Annotated in this window: 16 protein-coding genes, 1 tRNA gene and 1 pseudogene; 5 read left to right on the top strand and 13 right to left on the bottom strand. The window is 64.6% G+C overall.

The window, feature by feature from the left end; translation table 11 throughout:
* The first annotated feature begins 126 nt into the window (after positions 1-126).
* Complete coding sequence (ppa, locus tag K289_RS0132880) at positions 127-663, top strand: inorganic diphosphatase (RefSeq protein ID WP_027555341.1); 537 nt, start codon at positions 127-129, stop codon at positions 661-663.
* A gap of 167 nt (positions 664-830) precedes the next feature.
* Here the strand turns inward: ppa and folD are convergent, their stop codons facing one another.
* The 3 genes from folD to K289_RS0132865 are packed head-to-tail and all read right to left on the bottom strand — an operon-like array spanning position 831 to position 2,380.
* Entirely contained in the window at positions 831-1,715 is an 885-nt protein-coding gene (gene folD, locus K289_RS0132875; protein ID WP_027555340.1) for a bifunctional methylenetetrahydrofolate dehydrogenase/methenyltetrahydrofolate cyclohydrolase FolD, read from the bottom strand.
* A 23-nt stretch (positions 1,716-1,738) separates the two neighbouring features.
* On the bottom strand, positions 1,739-2,071 hold the full coding sequence (locus K289_RS0132870) for a DUF167 domain-containing protein (protein ID WP_027555339.1): 333 nt from the start codon (positions 2,069-2,071) through the stop codon (positions 1,739-1,741).
* 18 nt (positions 2,072-2,089) lie between these two features.
* Positions 2,090-2,380, bottom strand: coding sequence for a YggT family protein (locus K289_RS0132865; RefSeq protein ID WP_027555338.1), 291 nt, complete (start codon positions 2,378-2,380; stop codon positions 2,090-2,092).
* 189 nt (positions 2,381-2,569) lie between these two features.
* Between K289_RS0132865 and K289_RS0132860 the strand changes: the two genes are divergently transcribed.
* Positions 2,570-2,645, top strand: a tRNA-Ala gene (locus tag K289_RS0132860).
* A 113-nt stretch (positions 2,646-2,758) separates the two neighbouring features.
* On the opposite strand, the gene K289_RS0132855 is transcribed toward K289_RS0132860, so the two are convergent.
* The 7 genes from K289_RS0132855 to K289_RS0132825 all read right to left on the bottom strand — a co-directional run bounded on the left by K289_RS0132855 (position 2,759) and on the right by K289_RS0132825 (position 10,492).
* Positions 2,759-3,571: an enoyl-CoA hydratase gene (locus tag K289_RS0132855; RefSeq protein WP_027555337.1), complete on the bottom strand. Its 813-nt coding sequence runs from the start codon at positions 3,569-3,571 to the stop codon at positions 2,759-2,761.
* Between the two features lie 96 nt (positions 3,572-3,667).
* Entirely contained in the window at positions 3,668-4,468 is an 801-nt protein-coding gene (locus K289_RS0132850; protein ID WP_027555336.1) for a glutamine amidotransferase, read from the bottom strand.
* 126 nt (positions 4,469-4,594) lie between these two features.
* Positions 4,595-5,374 (bottom strand): SDR family oxidoreductase, encoded by a 780-nt coding sequence (locus K289_RS0132845; protein WP_027555335.1) that lies wholly within the window; start codon positions 5,372-5,374, stop codon positions 4,595-4,597.
* 230 nt (positions 5,375-5,604) lie between these two features.
* Complete coding sequence (locus tag K289_RS0132840) at positions 5,605-6,093, bottom strand: TerB family tellurite resistance protein (RefSeq protein WP_027555334.1); 489 nt, start codon at positions 6,091-6,093, stop codon at positions 5,605-5,607.
* 151 nt (positions 6,094-6,244) lie between these two features.
* Positions 6,245-7,654: an adenylate/guanylate cyclase domain-containing protein gene (locus K289_RS0132835; RefSeq protein ID WP_027555333.1), complete on the bottom strand. Its 1,410-nt coding sequence runs from the start codon at positions 7,652-7,654 to the stop codon at positions 6,245-6,247.
* A gap of 52 nt (positions 7,655-7,706) precedes the next feature.
* A complete protein-coding gene (locus tag K289_RS0132830; RefSeq protein WP_027555332.1) occupies positions 7,707-9,074 on the bottom strand; it encodes a cytochrome P450 in 1,368 nt (455 codons plus the stop codon).
* Between the two features lie 50 nt (positions 9,075-9,124).
* Positions 9,125-10,492 (bottom strand): hydrolase, encoded by a 1,368-nt coding sequence (locus K289_RS0132825; RefSeq protein ID WP_027555331.1) that lies wholly within the window; start codon positions 10,490-10,492, stop codon positions 9,125-9,127.
* A 147-nt stretch (positions 10,493-10,639) separates the two neighbouring features.
* Between K289_RS0132825 and K289_RS0132820 the strand changes: the two genes are divergently transcribed.
* Entirely contained in the window at positions 10,640-12,328 is a 1,689-nt protein-coding gene (locus K289_RS0132820) for an MFS transporter (RefSeq protein ID WP_027555330.1), read from the top strand.
* Positions 12,329-12,455: 127 nt separating this feature from the next.
* On the opposite strand, the gene K289_RS0132815 is transcribed toward K289_RS0132820, so the two are convergent.
* Both K289_RS0132815 and K289_RS0132810 read right to left on the bottom strand, forming a co-directional pair.
* A complete protein-coding gene (locus K289_RS0132815; protein WP_027555329.1) occupies positions 12,456-12,671 on the bottom strand; it encodes a hypothetical protein in 216 nt (71 codons plus the stop codon).
* Between the two features lie 175 nt (positions 12,672-12,846).
* Positions 12,847-13,155, bottom strand: coding sequence for a hypothetical protein (locus tag K289_RS0132810; protein ID WP_027555328.1), 309 nt, complete (start codon positions 13,153-13,155; stop codon positions 12,847-12,849).
* Between the two features lie 256 nt (positions 13,156-13,411).
* Here K289_RS0132810 and K289_RS0132805 point away from each other — a divergent pair, with 256 nt between their 5' ends.
* Positions 13,412-14,467: a polysaccharide deacetylase family protein gene (locus tag K289_RS0132805; RefSeq protein WP_027555327.1), complete on the top strand. Its 1,056-nt coding sequence runs from the start codon at positions 13,412-13,414 to the stop codon at positions 14,465-14,467.
* Between the two features lie 80 nt (positions 14,468-14,547).
* Here K289_RS0132805 and K289_RS0132800 read toward each other — a convergent pair whose 3' ends face one another.
* Positions 14,548-14,892 carry a hypothetical protein gene (locus K289_RS0132800; RefSeq protein WP_027555326.1) on the bottom strand — a complete coding sequence of 115 codons (345 nt, stop codon included), beginning with the start codon at positions 14,890-14,892 and terminating at the stop codon, positions 14,548-14,550.
* Positions 14,893-15,283: 391 nt separating this feature from the next.
* Between K289_RS0132800 and K289_RS50900 the strand changes: the two are divergent.
* Positions 15,284-15,450, top strand: a pseudogene (locus K289_RS50900) (IS5/IS1182 family transposase); the annotation flags it as partial.

The raw sequence follows: 15,450 nt of genomic DNA, 5'->3' as shown, positions 1-15,450 counted from the left end.
TTGAGCCGGTGGTCGCTGGATTCATAATTTCACAAAAGTTCGATGGATAGGCGGGCCCAGCCCGCGTATGACAATGCCAAAATCGCTGCCGGGCGCGATTTCACCTCGGCAACAACGGAGCCTTGAATGCGTATCGATGCGGTCTCGATCGGGACCAACACCCCACACGAAGTCAACGTCATCATCGAAGTGCCTGTGGGCGGTGAACCGATCAAATACGAGATGGACAAGGAGGCCGGCACGCTGGTCGTCGACCGCTTCCTCTACACGCCGATGCGTTACCCCGGTAACTACGGCTTCATCCCGCACACGCTGTCCGACGACGGCGACCCCTGCGACGTCCTGATCGTCAACACCCGCGCCATCATCCCCGGCGCCGTGATGAGCGTGCGCCCGGTCGGCGTGCTGTTCATGGAGGACGAAGCCGGCGGCGACGAGAAGATTCTGGCGGTGCCATCGTCAAAACTGACGCAGCGCTACGACAAGGTGAAGTCGTACAGCGACCTGCCGGACATCACGCTGCAGCAGATCCAGCACTTCTTCGAGCACTACAAGGATCTCGAGAAGGGCAAGTGGGTGAAGATCCTGCGCTGGGGCGGCCCGGAGGACGCGCACAAGCTGATCCTCGAAGGCATGGATCGCGAGAAGAAAAAGAAGGCCTGAGCTCTGTGTCCCGGACCCGGCTCTGCTCCCTCGCCCCGCTTGCGGGGAGAGGGTTGGGATGAGGGGCTGCCTCCGCAACTTCGGTGACAAAGAGACTCGCGGAGAGTCCACCTCACCCGGCGCTTCGCGCCGACCTCTCCCCGCAAGCTGGGCGAGGTGAAGAAATCCTACACCGCCGGTTTCGGCAGGCCTGCGATCGCACAGGCGGCGCGCAGCGTATTCACCAGGAGACAGGCCACCGTCATCTGGCCGACCCCGCCCGGCACCGGCGTGATCGCGCCGGCAACCCCAAGTGCTTCCTGATAGGCGACGTCACCGACGAGGCGGGTCTTGCCGTCATCCTTCGGAATGCGGTTGATTCCGACGTCGATCACGGTCGCGCCCGGCTTCAGCCAGTCGCCGCGCACCATCTCGGGCTTGCCCACCGCGGCGTAGACGAGGTCGGCGCGCTTCACGAGCCCGGGCAGGTCGCGCGAGCGCGAATGCGCGATCGTCACCGTGGCGTTCTCGTTCAGCAGCAATTGCACCAGCGGACGGCCGACCAGGTTGGAACGACCGATGACGATGGCGTTCATGCCTTCGAGCGAGGCGTGCACGCTTTTGGTCAGGATGATGCAGCCGAGCGGCGTGCAGGGCGACAGCGCCTCGAATCCGCCGGCGAGCCGGCCGGCATTGTTCGGATGCAGCCCGTCGACGTCCTTGGCGGGATCGATGGCATTGATGACGGCCTCGGTGTTGAGGCCCTTCGGCAGCGGCAGCTGCACCAGAATGCCGTGCACGGCGGGCTCGCGGTTGAGCTTTGCGACCAGCGCCAGCAGGTCGGCCTGCGACACATCGGCCGGCAGCTTGTGCTCGAACGAGGCCATGCCCGCGGCCTGGGTCTGGGTGTGCTTGGAGCGGACATAGACCTCGCTCGCCGGGTCATTGCCGACCAGCACCACCGCAAGCCCCGGCACCAGATTGTGCTCGCGCTTGACGCGGGCGACCTCGTCGGCGACGCGGCCGCGAAGCTCCGCGGCAATGACTTTCCCATCGATGATCTTGGCCGTCATGTCGGTTCCTTAGGTCTCGTCCTTTAGGTCTTGGGTTTGGCCGAGGCGAGCTGCCGCAGCGTGTCGCCGAGCCGCTCCGGATCGCCATCGACCCCGATCTGCTTCAAGCGCGACGTTGCTCCGGACAGGAGCTTCACGCTGGCCTTGGGCACGCCGAGCGATTTCGCCAGCAGTGCCAATACCGCCCGATTGGCCTCGCCGCCATCGGCAATGGCACGCACGCGCACCTTGAGCACGCTGCGGCCGTCGGAAAGCTGCTCGATCCCGTCGATGCCGTCGCGGCCGCCGCGCGGTGTCACCCGCAAAGCGATGCTGATGCCCGAGGCGGAGATGCGCCAGGGCTCGCTTGCGACCAAGGCTCCGCCCGCGCCGCGTTAGAGCACGTTCGGGTAGATGTAGTACATGATCACCCGTTCGATGAACATGATGATCAGAATCAGGATGATCGGCGAGATGTCGATGCCACCGAGATTGGGCATGAAGTTGCGAATCGGCGCCAGCACCGGCTCGGTGATCCGGTACAGGAACTCCGCCACGGCCGAGACGAACTGATTGCGGGTGTTCACGACGTTGAAGGCGATCAACCACGACAGGATCGCGGAGATGATCAGCAGCCAGACGTAGAGGTCGAGCACGATGATGACGATGTCGAGAACGGCACGCATGGCTGGGGAAACTCTGGTTCCGGTGGGGATGTGACGCCTTTTGCTAGATATCGGTTCCCCCCGGCTCAAACAAGGGAAGTCCGGGCCCGGATAAGGCTAAAACCGGGTTACGCCCGTCCTTGACTTGACCTTGGCGGGGACTTAAATGGCGCCCGGTTGTCGGCCGCGTTTACCAGAGCGGCCCGCGACGGGGCCATAGCTCAGCTGGGAGAGCGCGTCGTTCGCAATGACGAGGTCGGCGGTTCGATCCCGCCTGGCTCCACCACGCTTCGCCCTTCGGGCTACGCGTGGCGCAGCCACGCCGGAGCCTGAACGGCGAAGCGCGGTGTCAGGCGAAGCCCAAAGGGCGAAGACGGACCGAAGTCCCCAAATTCAGCCCTACCTCCCCGTAAACCTTGGCGGCCGCTTCTCCATGAAGCTCGCCACGCCCTCCCTGAAATCGCTGCCGCCCAGCGCGATCAGCATCTCCCGGTTGGCCTCGATCGTGGCTTCGGCCAGCGTCTGGAACGGCGCCTCGTAGAGCTGCCGCTTGATCACGGCCATGGCACTCGGCGAGACGAAATCGGCGAGATCGCGGGCGTAGGCAAAGGTCTCCTCGCGCAGCTTCTCGGGCGGGCAGAGCCGGTTGACCAGCCCGATCCGCAGCGCCTCGTCGCTTGCAACGCGACGGGCCGACAGCAACAGATCCATTGCATTGGCATGGCCGACGATGCGCGGCAGCATCCAGGAGATTCCATGCTCGGCGATAAGCCCGCGCCGCGCGAAGGCGGTGGTGAATACGGTGTTGTCGGCGGCAAAGCGCAGGTCGCAATAGAGCGCGTGCACGAGCCCGATGCCGGCGGTGGCGCCATTGAGCATCGCGATGACGGGTTTTCCGATCGACGGATAGAAGCCATAGCGCGTCTGCCAGTCCGGGCGACGGTTCATGTCGAAGGGCGGCAGGTTCGATGCGCGCCTGACGTCATCGGGATCGAGGCCTTTCAGCGCATCCATGTCGGCACCGGCGCAGAAGGCGCGGCCCGCGCCGGTCAGCACGATGACGCGGACATTCTCGTCAGCGGCTGACGCTTCTATCGCGTGGCGCACATCGCGCTCCATGATCGGCGTCCACGCATTCATGCGATCGGGGCGATTGAGCGTGATGGTCGCGACCTTGTCGCTCACCTCATAGAGAATGTGTTCATAGGCCACGGCGCTCTCCCTTTTATCCGCACGCGTATGCGCGTGCTCATTGGGAGCAAGCCTAGCACATCCAGCGATGAGGCAAGGACAAGGCGCGGCGCGCGATCACTCGGCCGCTTGTGCCAGCATCGGCCGGCGCACCAGCCAGCCCTCGATGAAATGATCGAGCCAGGCGCGCTCCGCGACGTCATAGACGGCGCGATCCGCGAAATGATGATGCCGCTGCCGCGCGCCGGGCGCGCTCAGACCGTCATAGCCGCGCGTGGTCCAGCAATGCATCATCGCGTAGGTCACATCAGGATGAAACTGGACGCCGACGGCATTGCCGGTCCGAAACGCCTGCACCGGAAAATCATCGCCTTCGGCGAGCAGTTCGGCGCCGACAGGCAGCTCAAAACCCTCGCGATGCCAGTGATAGACCTTCCCCGGCCAATCCGGGCAAACCGCTCGTCCTGCCGCGGTCGGGCGGATCGGGTAATAGCCGATCTGCGTCAGCGCGTCGGGATGCGGCGCGACGCGGGCACCGAGCTGCATCGCGAGCATCTGCGCGCCGAGGCAGATGCCGAGGAACGGGCGCTGTTCGCGGAGCGGAATTTCGATCCAGTCGATCTCGCGGCGAATGTAGTCGTCGGAATCATTGGCGCTCATCGGCCCGCCGAAGACCACGGCACCGGCATGCTTCTCGAGCGTTTCGGGCAAGGGATCGCCGAAGCGCGGCCGGCGGATGTCGAGGCGATGGCCGAGCGCGCGCAAGGCGTTGCCGACACGGCCGGGGGTGGAGGATTCCTGGTGCAGGACGATCAGAACCGGCAGACGGCTCTCGCGATCGGAGGCGGCCGCGCCGGGCGCCCTTCGCGGGAAGGGCACCACCTCTGCGCCACCAAACCTGTCCGTCCGGAACGACATTGCCTCTGCGGGTGCTATCGATTCAGACCGCCAGCATAGCTAAGCGATCGTTAATTTCGTGTGAGTTCGCGCACACGGGGTTCATGAAGCAAGCCCCGGGCCAATACGGGCTGCCGCGCCCGTATCCTAGCGCTTGCGCGTCTGAAACCGGCCGACCGCGGCCAGGATGAAGCCGCGCGGAAACAGGCGCAGCAGGAACGGCACGATCTTGATGCCGAGCCCGGGCAGGACCGCCCGTTTATCGGCCATCAGACCGCGATAGGCGGCCTGCGCAACATCGGCAGCCGAGACGTTGAGGATCACGGAATCAAATCCCGGAGCAAAGCCCGCGCGCGCTTGAAACTCCGTCGGCACCGGACCCGGGCACAGGACGGTGACGCGAACACCGCGCTTGCCGAGTTCGGATCGCAAGGCCTCGGTGAAGGAGATCACATAGGCCTTGGATGCGTAGTACACGGCCATGCCGGGGCCGGGCAGGAAACCGGCGATCGAGCCGACATTGAGAATGCCGCCCTTATTCTTGACGAGCTGGTCGGCAAAGCGCAGCGACAGATCGGTCAACGCGCGGATGTTCACGTCGACGATGCCGAGCTGCTCGGCGCGATCACACTCAATCGCATCGCCGAACACGCCAAAGCCTGCATTGTTGACGAGGTGATCGAGCTCGACGCCTTCGGCCGCGAGCGCTGCCGCGATCTTCTCGCCGGCATCGGCCGCTTCGAGATCGCAGGGGACAATGATCGGCTTCTTGCCGCTCTTGGCCGAGAGCTCGTTCGCCAGTGCCTCGAGGCGATCGGCCCTGCGCGCCGTCAACACCAGGCGGTGTCCGTTCGCGGCGAACACGCGCGCCAGTTCCGTACCTATGCCGGCCGAAGCACCGGTAATCAGCGTCACGCGCTCGGTCACGATCCAAATCTCTTGACGGCGGGAAAATGCTAACGACAACGCCGAAACGAGAGCATGGGCCCTGTGCGCGACGCAAGCTGCCCGGCGGCATGGCGCGTTGCACGAATGATAGGCAAAGCGGAAAAACCCGCTGATTTGCAGGCGTTTTCTGCGGCGAGGGCGGTCCGCCGATACATTAAAGTTTCGTCATGTCGTGATCACCACCGGAGCGAGCGGCGGGACGAACCGGCTCAGGCGTCGACGACGCCATCCTTCACCTGACCACCTGCGCGATTGGCGATGGCGTGCTTCAGGTCGATGCGGTCGCGCTGCGACACGCCGAGCAGGTCGGACGCGCGCCAGACGACGTTGTCCTCGAACTCGGTCACCTGGCCGTCGGCATAGACCAGCTCCCACATCATCTGGACGATGCGCTTGCGTCCGTCTTCGTCGACCGAACGCATGATGACGCTGGTGAAATGGTAGAGATCGACGGCTTCGCCCTCGACCTGGGTCGCGTCCGCGATCAGGCGGTCCGCGGTGCCGTGATCCAGCCCGAAATGGCTTTCGATCAGGCTATGCAGCTTGCGCTGCTCGGCCTCGGTCGGCTGGCCGTCCAGCGAGATCACATGGATCAACAGCGCGGTTGCCGCCAGCCGGTAATCGCTGTCGCCGAAGGCGCGGTCCTGGGCATGGGGAGCAACAATCTCAGCGATGAATTGGCGCAGGCCGTCCAGCATGAGTCCCACCGAAATCGATGAAGCCGCGGGAAGCGGCTTCTACAAGCCATTATATGAGCAGGAAACTCAACCGGCGCAACGTGCGTCAGTTCGGCGTGTGCATTACGTTTCTGCAATCTGTTGTCGTCCCGGCCTTCGCCGGACGACAACATCACGGTATCTCGTACACCACCATCTTGTCGGCGATGCCGCGCAGCGCGGCCTGTTTCTGGATCGGCCTGATCGCGCGCTGCTCCAGGAGCTCGGCGACAGCCGGCGCATCCAGCACCGGGCCGGTGATGTGGATCTCCTGCGCGGTCGACAGGCTCTGCACGCGCGCGGCGATGTTGACGGTCTGGCCGAAATAGTCCTGCCGCTCGTTGAGCATCACCGCGAGGCACGGCCCTTCATGGATGCCGATCTTGACGATCAGATCGGTGGTGCCGCGCTGCTCGTTGAGCTTGTCCATGGCCGCGCGCATCCTCAGGCCCGCGACGATCGCATGCTCGGGACGAATGAAGGTCGCCATCACGGCATCGCCGATGGTCTTCACCACCGCGCCCTTCTCCGAAGAGATGATCTCAAGCAATGCGTGGAAATGCGCGCGCACGAGATCGAAGGCGGCGAGATCGCCGACGCGCTCGTAGAGCGCGGTCGAGCCCTTCAGATCAGTGAACAGGAACGTCAGCGAGGTGATCTGGAGCCGCTGGTCGATGTTGAGGTTGTCGGCCTTGAACACATCGCGAAAGGTCTGGTTCGACAGCATCCGCTTGGCGGTGAGGAACGGCTTGCGCTTGCCGATGAGATGATGGAGCGCCTCGGCCGCGATGAATATCGATGGAAGCGCGCGGGTGCTCGCCCGGTTCTTGAGCGTGAGGTTTAGCGGACCTGGGCGCAGGTTGACCGTCTTTGTCGGCGCCGGTTCGTTGGTGTAGGTGATCGAGAGCTCCTGCGGCTCGCTGACCGGCTCGCCCTGCACGTCGATGAACAGCGCAGCGTGCGTGATCGGCTCGAAAACGATGATGAACTGCTGGGGAAGCTGCAGCAGGATTGTCGTTGTTTCGCCGCGCGGCAGATCGCGTGTCTCCAGCGTCACCTCGTTCGCCAGCGTTGCAACCGATTCCTCCGTGAAATCGACGCCGGAGCTCCAGTACATCTGCTTGTAGTACTCCCACACGGGCAGCGTGTCGGGATCATGGGCAGCAATTCGCCGCACCCGGGGGTTGACCGTGAATGACACTTCGACCTGATCGTCGACGTTCGGCTTGTAGCCGCAGGCGCACAGCGCGCAGTGATAATCATCGGGCTTGAGCGCCTTCAGGGTCGAGTGCGCCCCAAGCACGCCGCCGCAACCCGGGCACAGCACGTTCCAGCCGAGATCGAACAGGCCTAGTCGCGCCGAATGCAGGAAAGCCGAGATCGAGCGTTCTTCGTCGAGATCATGTCGCTTCGAGAAGTCGATGACATTGATGCGATTGAGCTCGTGATCCCCGCCCTGCGCGACCAGTTGCTCAATCGCGTCGACGACCTTCGGATCTGCGGTCTGCTTCAGAACGGAAAACTGCGCCTGTGTGTCGCTCATGGCGGGGGCTCTATCTCGGGTGTATCACGCCATCGGCGATGGCAATCGCCTGTCACCGACGCGTGATGCGGAACATGGGTGAGTGATCCGGCTGGGTCGTGACGACGCCGAGCGGAATGACGGGATTGGTGTCGACGAGCTCGACGCGGAACGCCCCGATGAGCCTCGCCAGCGCCAGCACGGATTCTGCCTGAGCAAACGGCGCGCCGACGCAGACGCGCGGCCCCGCGCCGAATGGCAAGTAAGCGAAGCGGTCGGGTGCCTCGGCCGACATGAAGCGTTTCGGGATGAACGCGTTCGGCTGATCCCACAGCTTCTCGTGGCGGTGCAACAGCCACGGCGCGATCATGATGATGTCGCCCTTGCCGATCGCGACGCCCGCCGCATTGTCCTTGTCGCGGGCCGCCCGCGCAATCAGGAAGGCGGGCGGATAGAGCCGCATCGTCTCCTCGATCACCGCGCGGGTGAATTTCTGGCGATCGATGTCCGCGATGCTGTCGAGGTGTTCGCCGCGGGTCTCGGAGGCAACTTCCCCCTGCGTCTCCGGATCGAGCGCGAGCAGATACAACGCCCAGAACAGCGCGGTCGCCGTGGTCTCGTGACCCGCGAGAATCATGGTCGCGACCTCATCGACGAGCTGCGCGTCGGAAAAGCCCTTGCCGGTTTCGGGATCGCGCGCCTCGTCCATGAGATCGAACAGATCGCGCGGCGGTGCACCGTCCTTCTTGCCCACCGCACGCCGTTCGGCGATCAGCATCGCGACGAATTCGGTCCAGCGCTTGCGGAAGCGGGCGCGGGCAAAATCCATCGGGCTCGGCCAGGACACCGGCAGCACCATGTCGAGGAAATACGCCCGTCCCAGCCGCTCGGCATATTCCATGATGAAGTTGCGCAAGGTCGGACCATGCCGGTCCATGCCGAAGGAGAACATGGTGCGTCCGGCAATCTCGAGCGTCATGCGCTGCATGACCTCGCGGAGGTCGACAGCTTCGCCCACGCGCCCATCCAGCATCGCGATGGTCTCGTCGAGCACCGCGGTCATATGCGGGACGAGGTTGGCGGTGGCGCGCGGCGTAAACGCCGGCGCAAGGGTGCGGCGCTGAAACGTCCAGGAATGACCTTCCGCGATCAGAAGACCGTCACCGAGCACGGGACGCAGCATGCGGATGCCCGCCGGCGTGCGCGTGTAGTTCTCGTAGTTGCTGAGCAGAACATGCCGGATCGCATCCGGGCGGTTCAGGATGAAACTGTTGCGGAAGATGAAGCGGCCCGGGATGATCTCTTCCTCATAGGCACGCTGCCCCCAGGTCGCGATCATGTTTCGCCGGATCACCGCGAGCTTGCTCAGGAACGACATGTCGTCCGGCGCGCGCGGCGGGGCTGGGGGGACGATAGGCCGACGCACGCTGGCGATGTTCATGGCTCTCTCCCCGCAGATCGTTCGTTGAGAAGTCTCGCGTGGCCAAATAGCTAGTAAGTCAGTTCGGCAATCGCAATCCTGTTCTCGGCGGCAGGCCAGGCCCGCGCCACAATCCGTTCTTCGCCAAATTCGGCCACGATGTTACGCCCGACGTCGGCGAGCAGAAGGCGCAGGGTTGCTGCCGCATCCGTGGGCACGCCCGGCTTGACGTCGGCCGGCTCCTTGCCGTCGAACAGCACCACGTCCCGCGGCAGGCCGAAATAGCCGCGCGGGCGGGACATGATCACGACTGCGCCAGCATCCTTGTCGGCCGGCCCGAGCGGACGCGCGGCACGCAGGTGCACGACGTCGGACGAGCGCGGGAACGGCGAGCGGTAGATATGCGTCGTCGGCGCGTCCGGCGAAGTCAGGACGAATTCGAGCGACCAGGAGGGGTCGACCTGTACCGGCCCCCAGCGGCCGTCGGCCGCCGTTGTCGAGCTATGCACCGCATTGCTGCCCTTGCGCTCGCCGTTTTCGGGATCGACGCGGAAGATCTCGACCGTTGCGCCGGCGACCGGGCGATTGGTCGGCACGCCGCCGGGCGTGCCCGTGACGAGGCCGCTCAGCCTGACGCTCTGCTCCGGCAGAACCGCGATGCGCGCGGGCTCACGCCCCGCGATGAATTTGTAGATCTCGCGGAAGGCGCGCGGATGAAACGCCACCTCGCGATGATCGAGTGCGCCGAGCACGAGATTGGTGGCGCCCTTCAGCTCCGGCCCCTCTGTGGTGACGCCGGTCGGCATGCCGGGCTTGCCGATGAAGCGGCCATCGGCTTGCGCATACTTATCCATGCCGTCGCTGCGCAGCGTGAGGAAGGCCGGGCCCGGCGTCACCTCGCTCTCGCCTTCATTCAGACCACGCAGGAACGCACCGCGGCCGTTGAATTCGCTGCCGAGCGCGTCGTCGGTCGCAAAGACGCCGTGGTTGGGCGTGCCGCACAGCACGGCGTGGCTGACATCATCAGCGCCGCCGTTCTTGATGACGTTGCGGATCGCGTAGCCGCCACGCGAGCTGCCGACCAGCGCCACGCGAGTCGCACCGGTGCGGCGCTTCAGCTCCGCGATGGCAGCGGCGAGCTCGCGGCGCTGGTCCGCGGTTGAGGAGCGGCCCGCCTGCTCGACCTTGTCGTCGCTACGCGCCAGGGGATCGGTGAAATTGATTGCCAGCAGGCGATCGCGCGCAATGCCGTTCGATTCCATCCGCCACATTGTGGTCATCCAGAGCGCGTCGTAGTCGCCATTGCCATGGACGAACAGGATCGGCGGCACCTCGGAGGTCGCGGGCGCGGTCTGGGCCAAGGCGTCGATCCGGACGCTCGCAGCCGCGAAGGGCAGGGCACTGATGCCTTGCAGGATGGTCCGTCGCGACAGCTTCATCATGTTCCTTTCGGGCGAACTCACGCCTTTGCACCGCTTATAGACGTCTAAGCACTGGACAGCGAAGGACTTTCGCGGGCATCACTGAACCCGCTGGAATCGCCGAAACTGCCAAGACCACTTCTGCCAACCCAAATGGAAGGGGATATGACCGAGCAGCCGAGACGTCAGAGAATTGCCGCCGACGGCATCACCGCACCGCTGCGGTACACCGTGTTCCGGCGCATCTGGCTCGCCAGCCTGCTCTCCAATCTTGGCCTCCTGATCCAGGGCGTCGGCGCCGCCTGGGCGATGACGCAGATGGCGGCCTCGGCCGACAAGGTGGCGCTGGTGCAGACCGCGCTGATGCTGCCGATCATGCTGATCTCGATGCCGGCCGGCGCCATCGCCGACATGTATGACCGCCGCATCGTGACCCTGGTGTCGCTCTCGATCGCGCTGATCGGCGCGACCGCGCTCACGATCCTGGCCGGGCTCAAGCTGATCACCCCGGAAACACTGCTCGCCTTCTGCTTCGTCGTCGGCAGCGGCAATGCGCTGTTCGGTCCGGCCTGGCAGTCGTCGGTCAGTGAACAGGTGCCGCCGGATGCGCTGCCGTCGGCGGTCGCGCTGAACGGCATCAGCTACAACATCGCGCGCAGCTTCGGTCCCGCGGTCGGCGGCGTCATCGTCGCCGCGGCCGGCGCGGTCGCCGCCTTTGCCTGCAACGCCATCCTCTATCTGCCCCTTCTGGTGGTGCTGCTGCTCTGGCGACGCACCACCGAGCCCTCGCGCCTGCCGCGGGAAAAGCTCAACCGGGCCATGGTCTCCGGCTTCCGCTACATCACCAATTCGCCGCCGATCAAGATTGTGCTGCTGCGCACGCTGGTGATGGGCCTGATCGGCGGCGCCATCATGGCGCTGATGCCGCTGGTCGCGCGCGACCTCCTGCATGGCGGCGCCCAGACCTACGGCATCATGCTGGGCGCCTTCGGCATGGGCGCGGTCGTCGGCGCGCTCAACATTCACGAGCTGCGCAAGCGCATGAGCGGCGAGGCCGCGATTCGCGCCTGCACCATCTCGATGGCGTTCGCGATGGCCGCGCTTGCCTTGAGCAGCGAGCCGGTGCTGACCGCGACCGCGCTGGTGCTGGCGGGCGCGGTCTGGATGGCCGCCGTCGCGCTGTTCAATATCGGCGTGCAGCTCTCGGCGCCGCGCTGGGTCGCAGGACGATCGCTCGCGGCATTCCAGGCCTCGATTTCGGGCGGCATTGCGATCGGCGCCTGGGGCTGGGGTCACCTCACCGACTACGCCGGCGTGGAGGTCGCGCTGCTGGTCGCGGCTGGCCTGATGCTGATCTCGCCGCTCCTGGGACTTTGGCTTGCGATGCCGCGCGTCGGCGCGCGCAACGAGGATGCCGAGGTGCTGGCCGATCCGGAAGTGCGGTTGTCGCTGACGGGGCGCAGCGGCCCCCTCGTGGTCGAGATCGAATATCGCGTGGCGCAGGAGAATGCGCGCGCCTTCCACAATGTGATGCAGGACGTGCAGCTCAGTCGCCAGCGCAACGGCGCCTATGGCTGGTCGATCGCGCGCGACATCGCCGATCCGGAGCTGTGGACCGAACGCTATCACTGCCCGACCTGGCTCGATTATTTGCGCCAGCGCAACCGCTCGACCCAATCCGAACGCGCGCTGCACCAGAGCGCGATCGACTTCCACATCGGCCCCGAGCCGGTGCGGATCCGCCGCATGCTGGAGCGCCCGTTCGGCTCGGTGCGCTGGAAGGAAGAGACGCCGGACCGCGCAAGCGCCGAAGTGCTGCCGGTGGTCGCGACCGCGGCGGGAAGCAGTACGTAAGCCTTCTCCCTCGTCATTCCGGGGCGCGCCGTCAGGCGCGAGCCCGGAATCCATTCCTCCAGGCGAATGCGGCTCGATGGATTCCGGGTTCATCGCCGCGCGATGCCCCGGAATGACGGGGGAGAAACTACTGCCCGTGCTCGGTCAGCACCTTGTCGCAGGCCTTGCTGAGGCGCGTGCGGTTTTGCTTGAGGCAGGCGAGCACGGCTGAATCGCCATTGTTCATCACGGCGCGGCAGTGACGCGAGACATCGCGCGCGCAGGCGTCGTGCCCCGGCTGCTGCTGCGCCGATGCGCTCGATGCGATCAGGGCCAACGGAATCATCAAAAGAATTCTGCTCATCGCGTCATTGCCTCGTACCCGAACGATAGGCGGGCGAAGCTAAAGCGATGGTTCCACCGCCGCAACGGCTTTGTTGGTGGACCGCGCTGGCGCTGCCGCGTGGCCCCGGCTTTCACGCCGGGGCACGTCGCGATGGAGCTAAAGGACGTAAACGACGGATTCGTCGTGTGCGCTGTTACTTGTTGTCCTGGGCGTCAGCGACCTTGCGTGACGCGCCCTTGGCGAGGTCCTTGTCCATCACCGCGCGGCAGCCGGCGCTGAGATCGGTGCGGTGTTTGATCATGCAGGCGGTGATCTTCGGAATATTGGGGATTTCCGACGAGCACAGGCGGAAGGCGTCGCCGGTGCACATCTGCTGCGCCTCGGACGAGAACGCGAAGCTGGCTGTCGCGAACAGGATGGAGACGATGGCGGCAAAGCCCAGAGCCAGGCTGGCGTCGCGGATCTTGCTCCTCGGAGACGTGCTCATCAAAGACTTGGTCATTTGAAGCTCCCATTGGCGCCGCGGAAAGCGGGGCCGGTTGTTGATGGGAGCTACGATGTTCCAGCAAAGTCGTTTCCACTGTGATGACGGTCACGGGACAGTCAGCCACTGTGACATCGGTCACTTTGGCGCACCTCCCTGAAATTCCTTCGGAACCGCTGTCGTGTTGGTGTCACGTTAACTCTTCCTTCGCATTAATAGCTCGGCGCGGGAAAGAAACCGCTGGTTTGGTTGCGTAATTGGAAAGAGTAGCGCGATGCGTAATGCGTTGGGCCTGATGCTGGCCAGTGTAATTGCGGCGGTCGTGATCGCCGCCGGAGGTTGGTTCTTTTATTCCTCGCGCGCCGAACAGGCCGCGCCCAAGACGATTGCCGCCCGTGCCGCCGATCCGTTGCCGGCACCGGCGAAACTGGCCGCCAGGGATGACATCGAGGTCACCGCCGCACTCTCGGGCAAGCCGGCGACACTTGCGGTCGCTCAGGCGTCCGCTCCCGCACCGGCCATGCCGGTTCAGCAGAAATCGACCTGCGCCAATCCGAACGCCCTTGGCGTCGCCCGCGTGGTCGAGATCGACACCACCGGCGGCCCCGGCTTCGGCTTCGAGCACTTCAAGCAGTTCGACTTCCTGACCGACAAGGAGGTCGTGCTGACCTTCGACGACGGTCCGTGGCCGAACAACACGCCGGCCGTGCTGAAGGCGCTCGCCGACGAATGCACCAAGGGCCTGTTCTTTGCGGTCGGCAAGCACGCGACTTATCATCCGGAAATCCTGCGCCAGGTGCTGGCCCAGGGCCATACCGTCGGCGCGCACACCTGGTCGCACGTCAATCTCAACAGCAAGAAGATGACGGAGAGCCAAGCCAAGGACGAGGTCGAGAAGGGCTTTAGCGCGGTCAAGTTCGCGCTCGGCACCAATCCGGCACCGTTCTTCCGCTTCCCGCAGCTCCAGCACAATCCGGCGATCGTGAGTTATTTCGGCACCCGCAACGTCGCGATGTTCTCGACCGATCTCGACTCATTCGATTTCCGCAAGGAGAGCACGCCCGACAAGATCGTCAGCAACGTGATGACCAAGCTCGACAAGCTCGGCAAGGGCATCATCCTGATGCATGACTTCCAGAAGCACACCGGCGAAGCGCTGCCGACGCTGCTCGCGCGCCTGAAGGCCGGCGGCTACAAGGTCGTGCAGATCAAGGCCAAGACGACCTTCCAGACGCTGCCGGAATATGACGAAGCGCTGCTCAAGGACCTGAAAGTGCCGACGTCGAGCGCGCGTCCGATCTCGAGCGTGGTGCAGACGGTCTCGCAGTAAGCTCGAACCAAGCCCTCTCCTGAATGCGCATGGCCGGGTTCACCCCGGCCATTTGCATTTTGAGAGAGGCGAGCGGCCGCTTACCAATAGATCCCGTGGCGATGCAGCTCGCCGATGATGCGGCCCTCGGTCCAGCCACGGTGGCGCCTGGGCTTGTCGGCCTTCGCCGTGGTCTTCGGTGCAGGCTTGGCGGCGTCGTTGCTGGGCGCGCAGTTCGTTGCAGGCGTCGTCGTCGCGGCCGCAGGCGTGGTCGGGACGGCGGCAGGCCGGTCCACGTATTTCGGAGTCTCTGCCGGTGCTGCCGCAGGAGTAGCGTTCGTAGCTGCGGGCGTCTCGGCGGAAGCCAGGGTCAAGCTGCGCGTACCAGCAGCCTGTGCGGAGGCCGAGGCCAGAACCATGGCGGCAACCAGAATGATCTTGCGCATGTGGCGTCTCCCCGTGTTTGCGTGAGCGGACACTAGGAAAGACCGAAGCGAGGTTATGTGACGGCGATCACATCCGGACGCCGTTGCCGTGCGCCAGGACAATGGACTGCACGGGACGCTGCAGCACAGCATTGGACATGTTCGGGAAAGCGCTGGTCGCACGAGCTCCGCTTCGGCCCTGACGATCCGCTGTTCCCCGCGACGCAGATGGCCCAGATAGTCCTTCGTGAAGAATGCAGATCCGCCTGAAAGATAGAAAGAATTTGTCTCGATAAGGTATTCGATTTTGCAGGAAAGCTGGGTGTTGGACCTGGCTTTCTGGCGTTTTGGGATTTTGCTCTGGAGCGATTCGTGATTCCCTGACAGCGGGTCATCGGCATTGGAGAGGGCGATGAGCAAACCGCGGGACGATCGCCAGAAAGACCTGCTGCTTCCGGCGCTGGATCAAATCATCGATATGGGCCATCCGCTGGTGCGGTTGGCGGCGCTGATCGACTGGAAGTTTTTGGATGAGCGCTTTGGTTCGGTGTGCCAAACAGGGCCGGGGCAGCCTGGACT

Source organism: Bradyrhizobium sp. Cp5.3 (genome assembly GCF_000426265.1).
Classification (GTDB): domain Bacteria; phylum Pseudomonadota; class Alphaproteobacteria; order Rhizobiales; family Xanthobacteraceae; genus Bradyrhizobium; species Bradyrhizobium neotropicale.
The sequence above is the reverse complement of the archived record's forward strand: the minus strand, read 5'-3'. Positions and strand labels throughout refer to the sequence as shown.

What these genes read in the sequence shown, in the direction of transcription:
- ppa (WP_027555341.1), top strand. Translation starts at nt 127, where the DNA reads ATGCGTATCGATGCGGTCTCGATCGGGACCAACACCCCACACGAAGTC.
- folD (WP_027555340.1), bottom strand. Translation starts at nt 1,715, where the DNA reads ATGACGGCCAAGATCATCGATGGGAAAGTCATTGCCGCGGAGCTTCGC.
- K289_RS0132865 (WP_027555338.1), bottom strand. Translation starts at nt 2,380, where the DNA reads ATGCGTGCCGTTCTCGACATCGTCATCATCGTGCTCGACCTCTACGTC.
- K289_RS0132850 (WP_027555336.1), bottom strand. Translation starts at nt 4,468, where the DNA reads ATGTCGTTCCGGACGGACAGGTTTGGTGGCGCAGAGGTGGTGCCCTTC.
- K289_RS0132840 (WP_027555334.1), bottom strand. Translation starts at nt 6,093, where the DNA reads ATGCTGGACGGCCTGCGCCAATTCATCGCTGAGATTGTTGCTCCCCAT.
- K289_RS0132835 (WP_027555333.1), bottom strand. Translation starts at nt 7,654, where the DNA reads ATGAGCGACACACAGGCGCAGTTTTCCGTTCTGAAGCAGACCGCAGAT.
- K289_RS0132830 (WP_027555332.1), bottom strand. Translation starts at nt 9,074, where the DNA reads ATGAACATCGCCAGCGTGCGTCGGCCTATCGTCCCCCCAGCCCCGCCG.
- K289_RS0132825 (WP_027555331.1), bottom strand. Translation starts at nt 10,492, where the DNA reads ATGAAGCTGTCGCGACGGACCATCCTGCAAGGCATCAGTGCCCTGCCC.
- K289_RS0132820 (WP_027555330.1), top strand. Translation starts at nt 10,640, where the DNA reads ATGACCGAGCAGCCGAGACGTCAGAGAATTGCCGCCGACGGCATCACC.
- K289_RS0132815 (WP_027555329.1), bottom strand. Translation starts at nt 12,671, where the DNA reads ATGAGCAGAATTCTTTTGATGATTCCGTTGGCCCTGATCGCATCGAGC.
- K289_RS0132810 (WP_027555328.1), bottom strand. Translation starts at nt 13,155, where the DNA reads ATGACCAAGTCTTTGATGAGCACGTCTCCGAGGAGCAAGATCCGCGAC.
- K289_RS0132805 (WP_027555327.1), top strand. Translation starts at nt 13,412, where the DNA reads ATGCGTAATGCGTTGGGCCTGATGCTGGCCAGTGTAATTGCGGCGGTC.
- K289_RS0132800 (WP_027555326.1), bottom strand. Translation starts at nt 14,892, where the DNA reads ATGCGCAAGATCATTCTGGTTGCCGCCATGGTTCTGGCCTCGGCCTCC.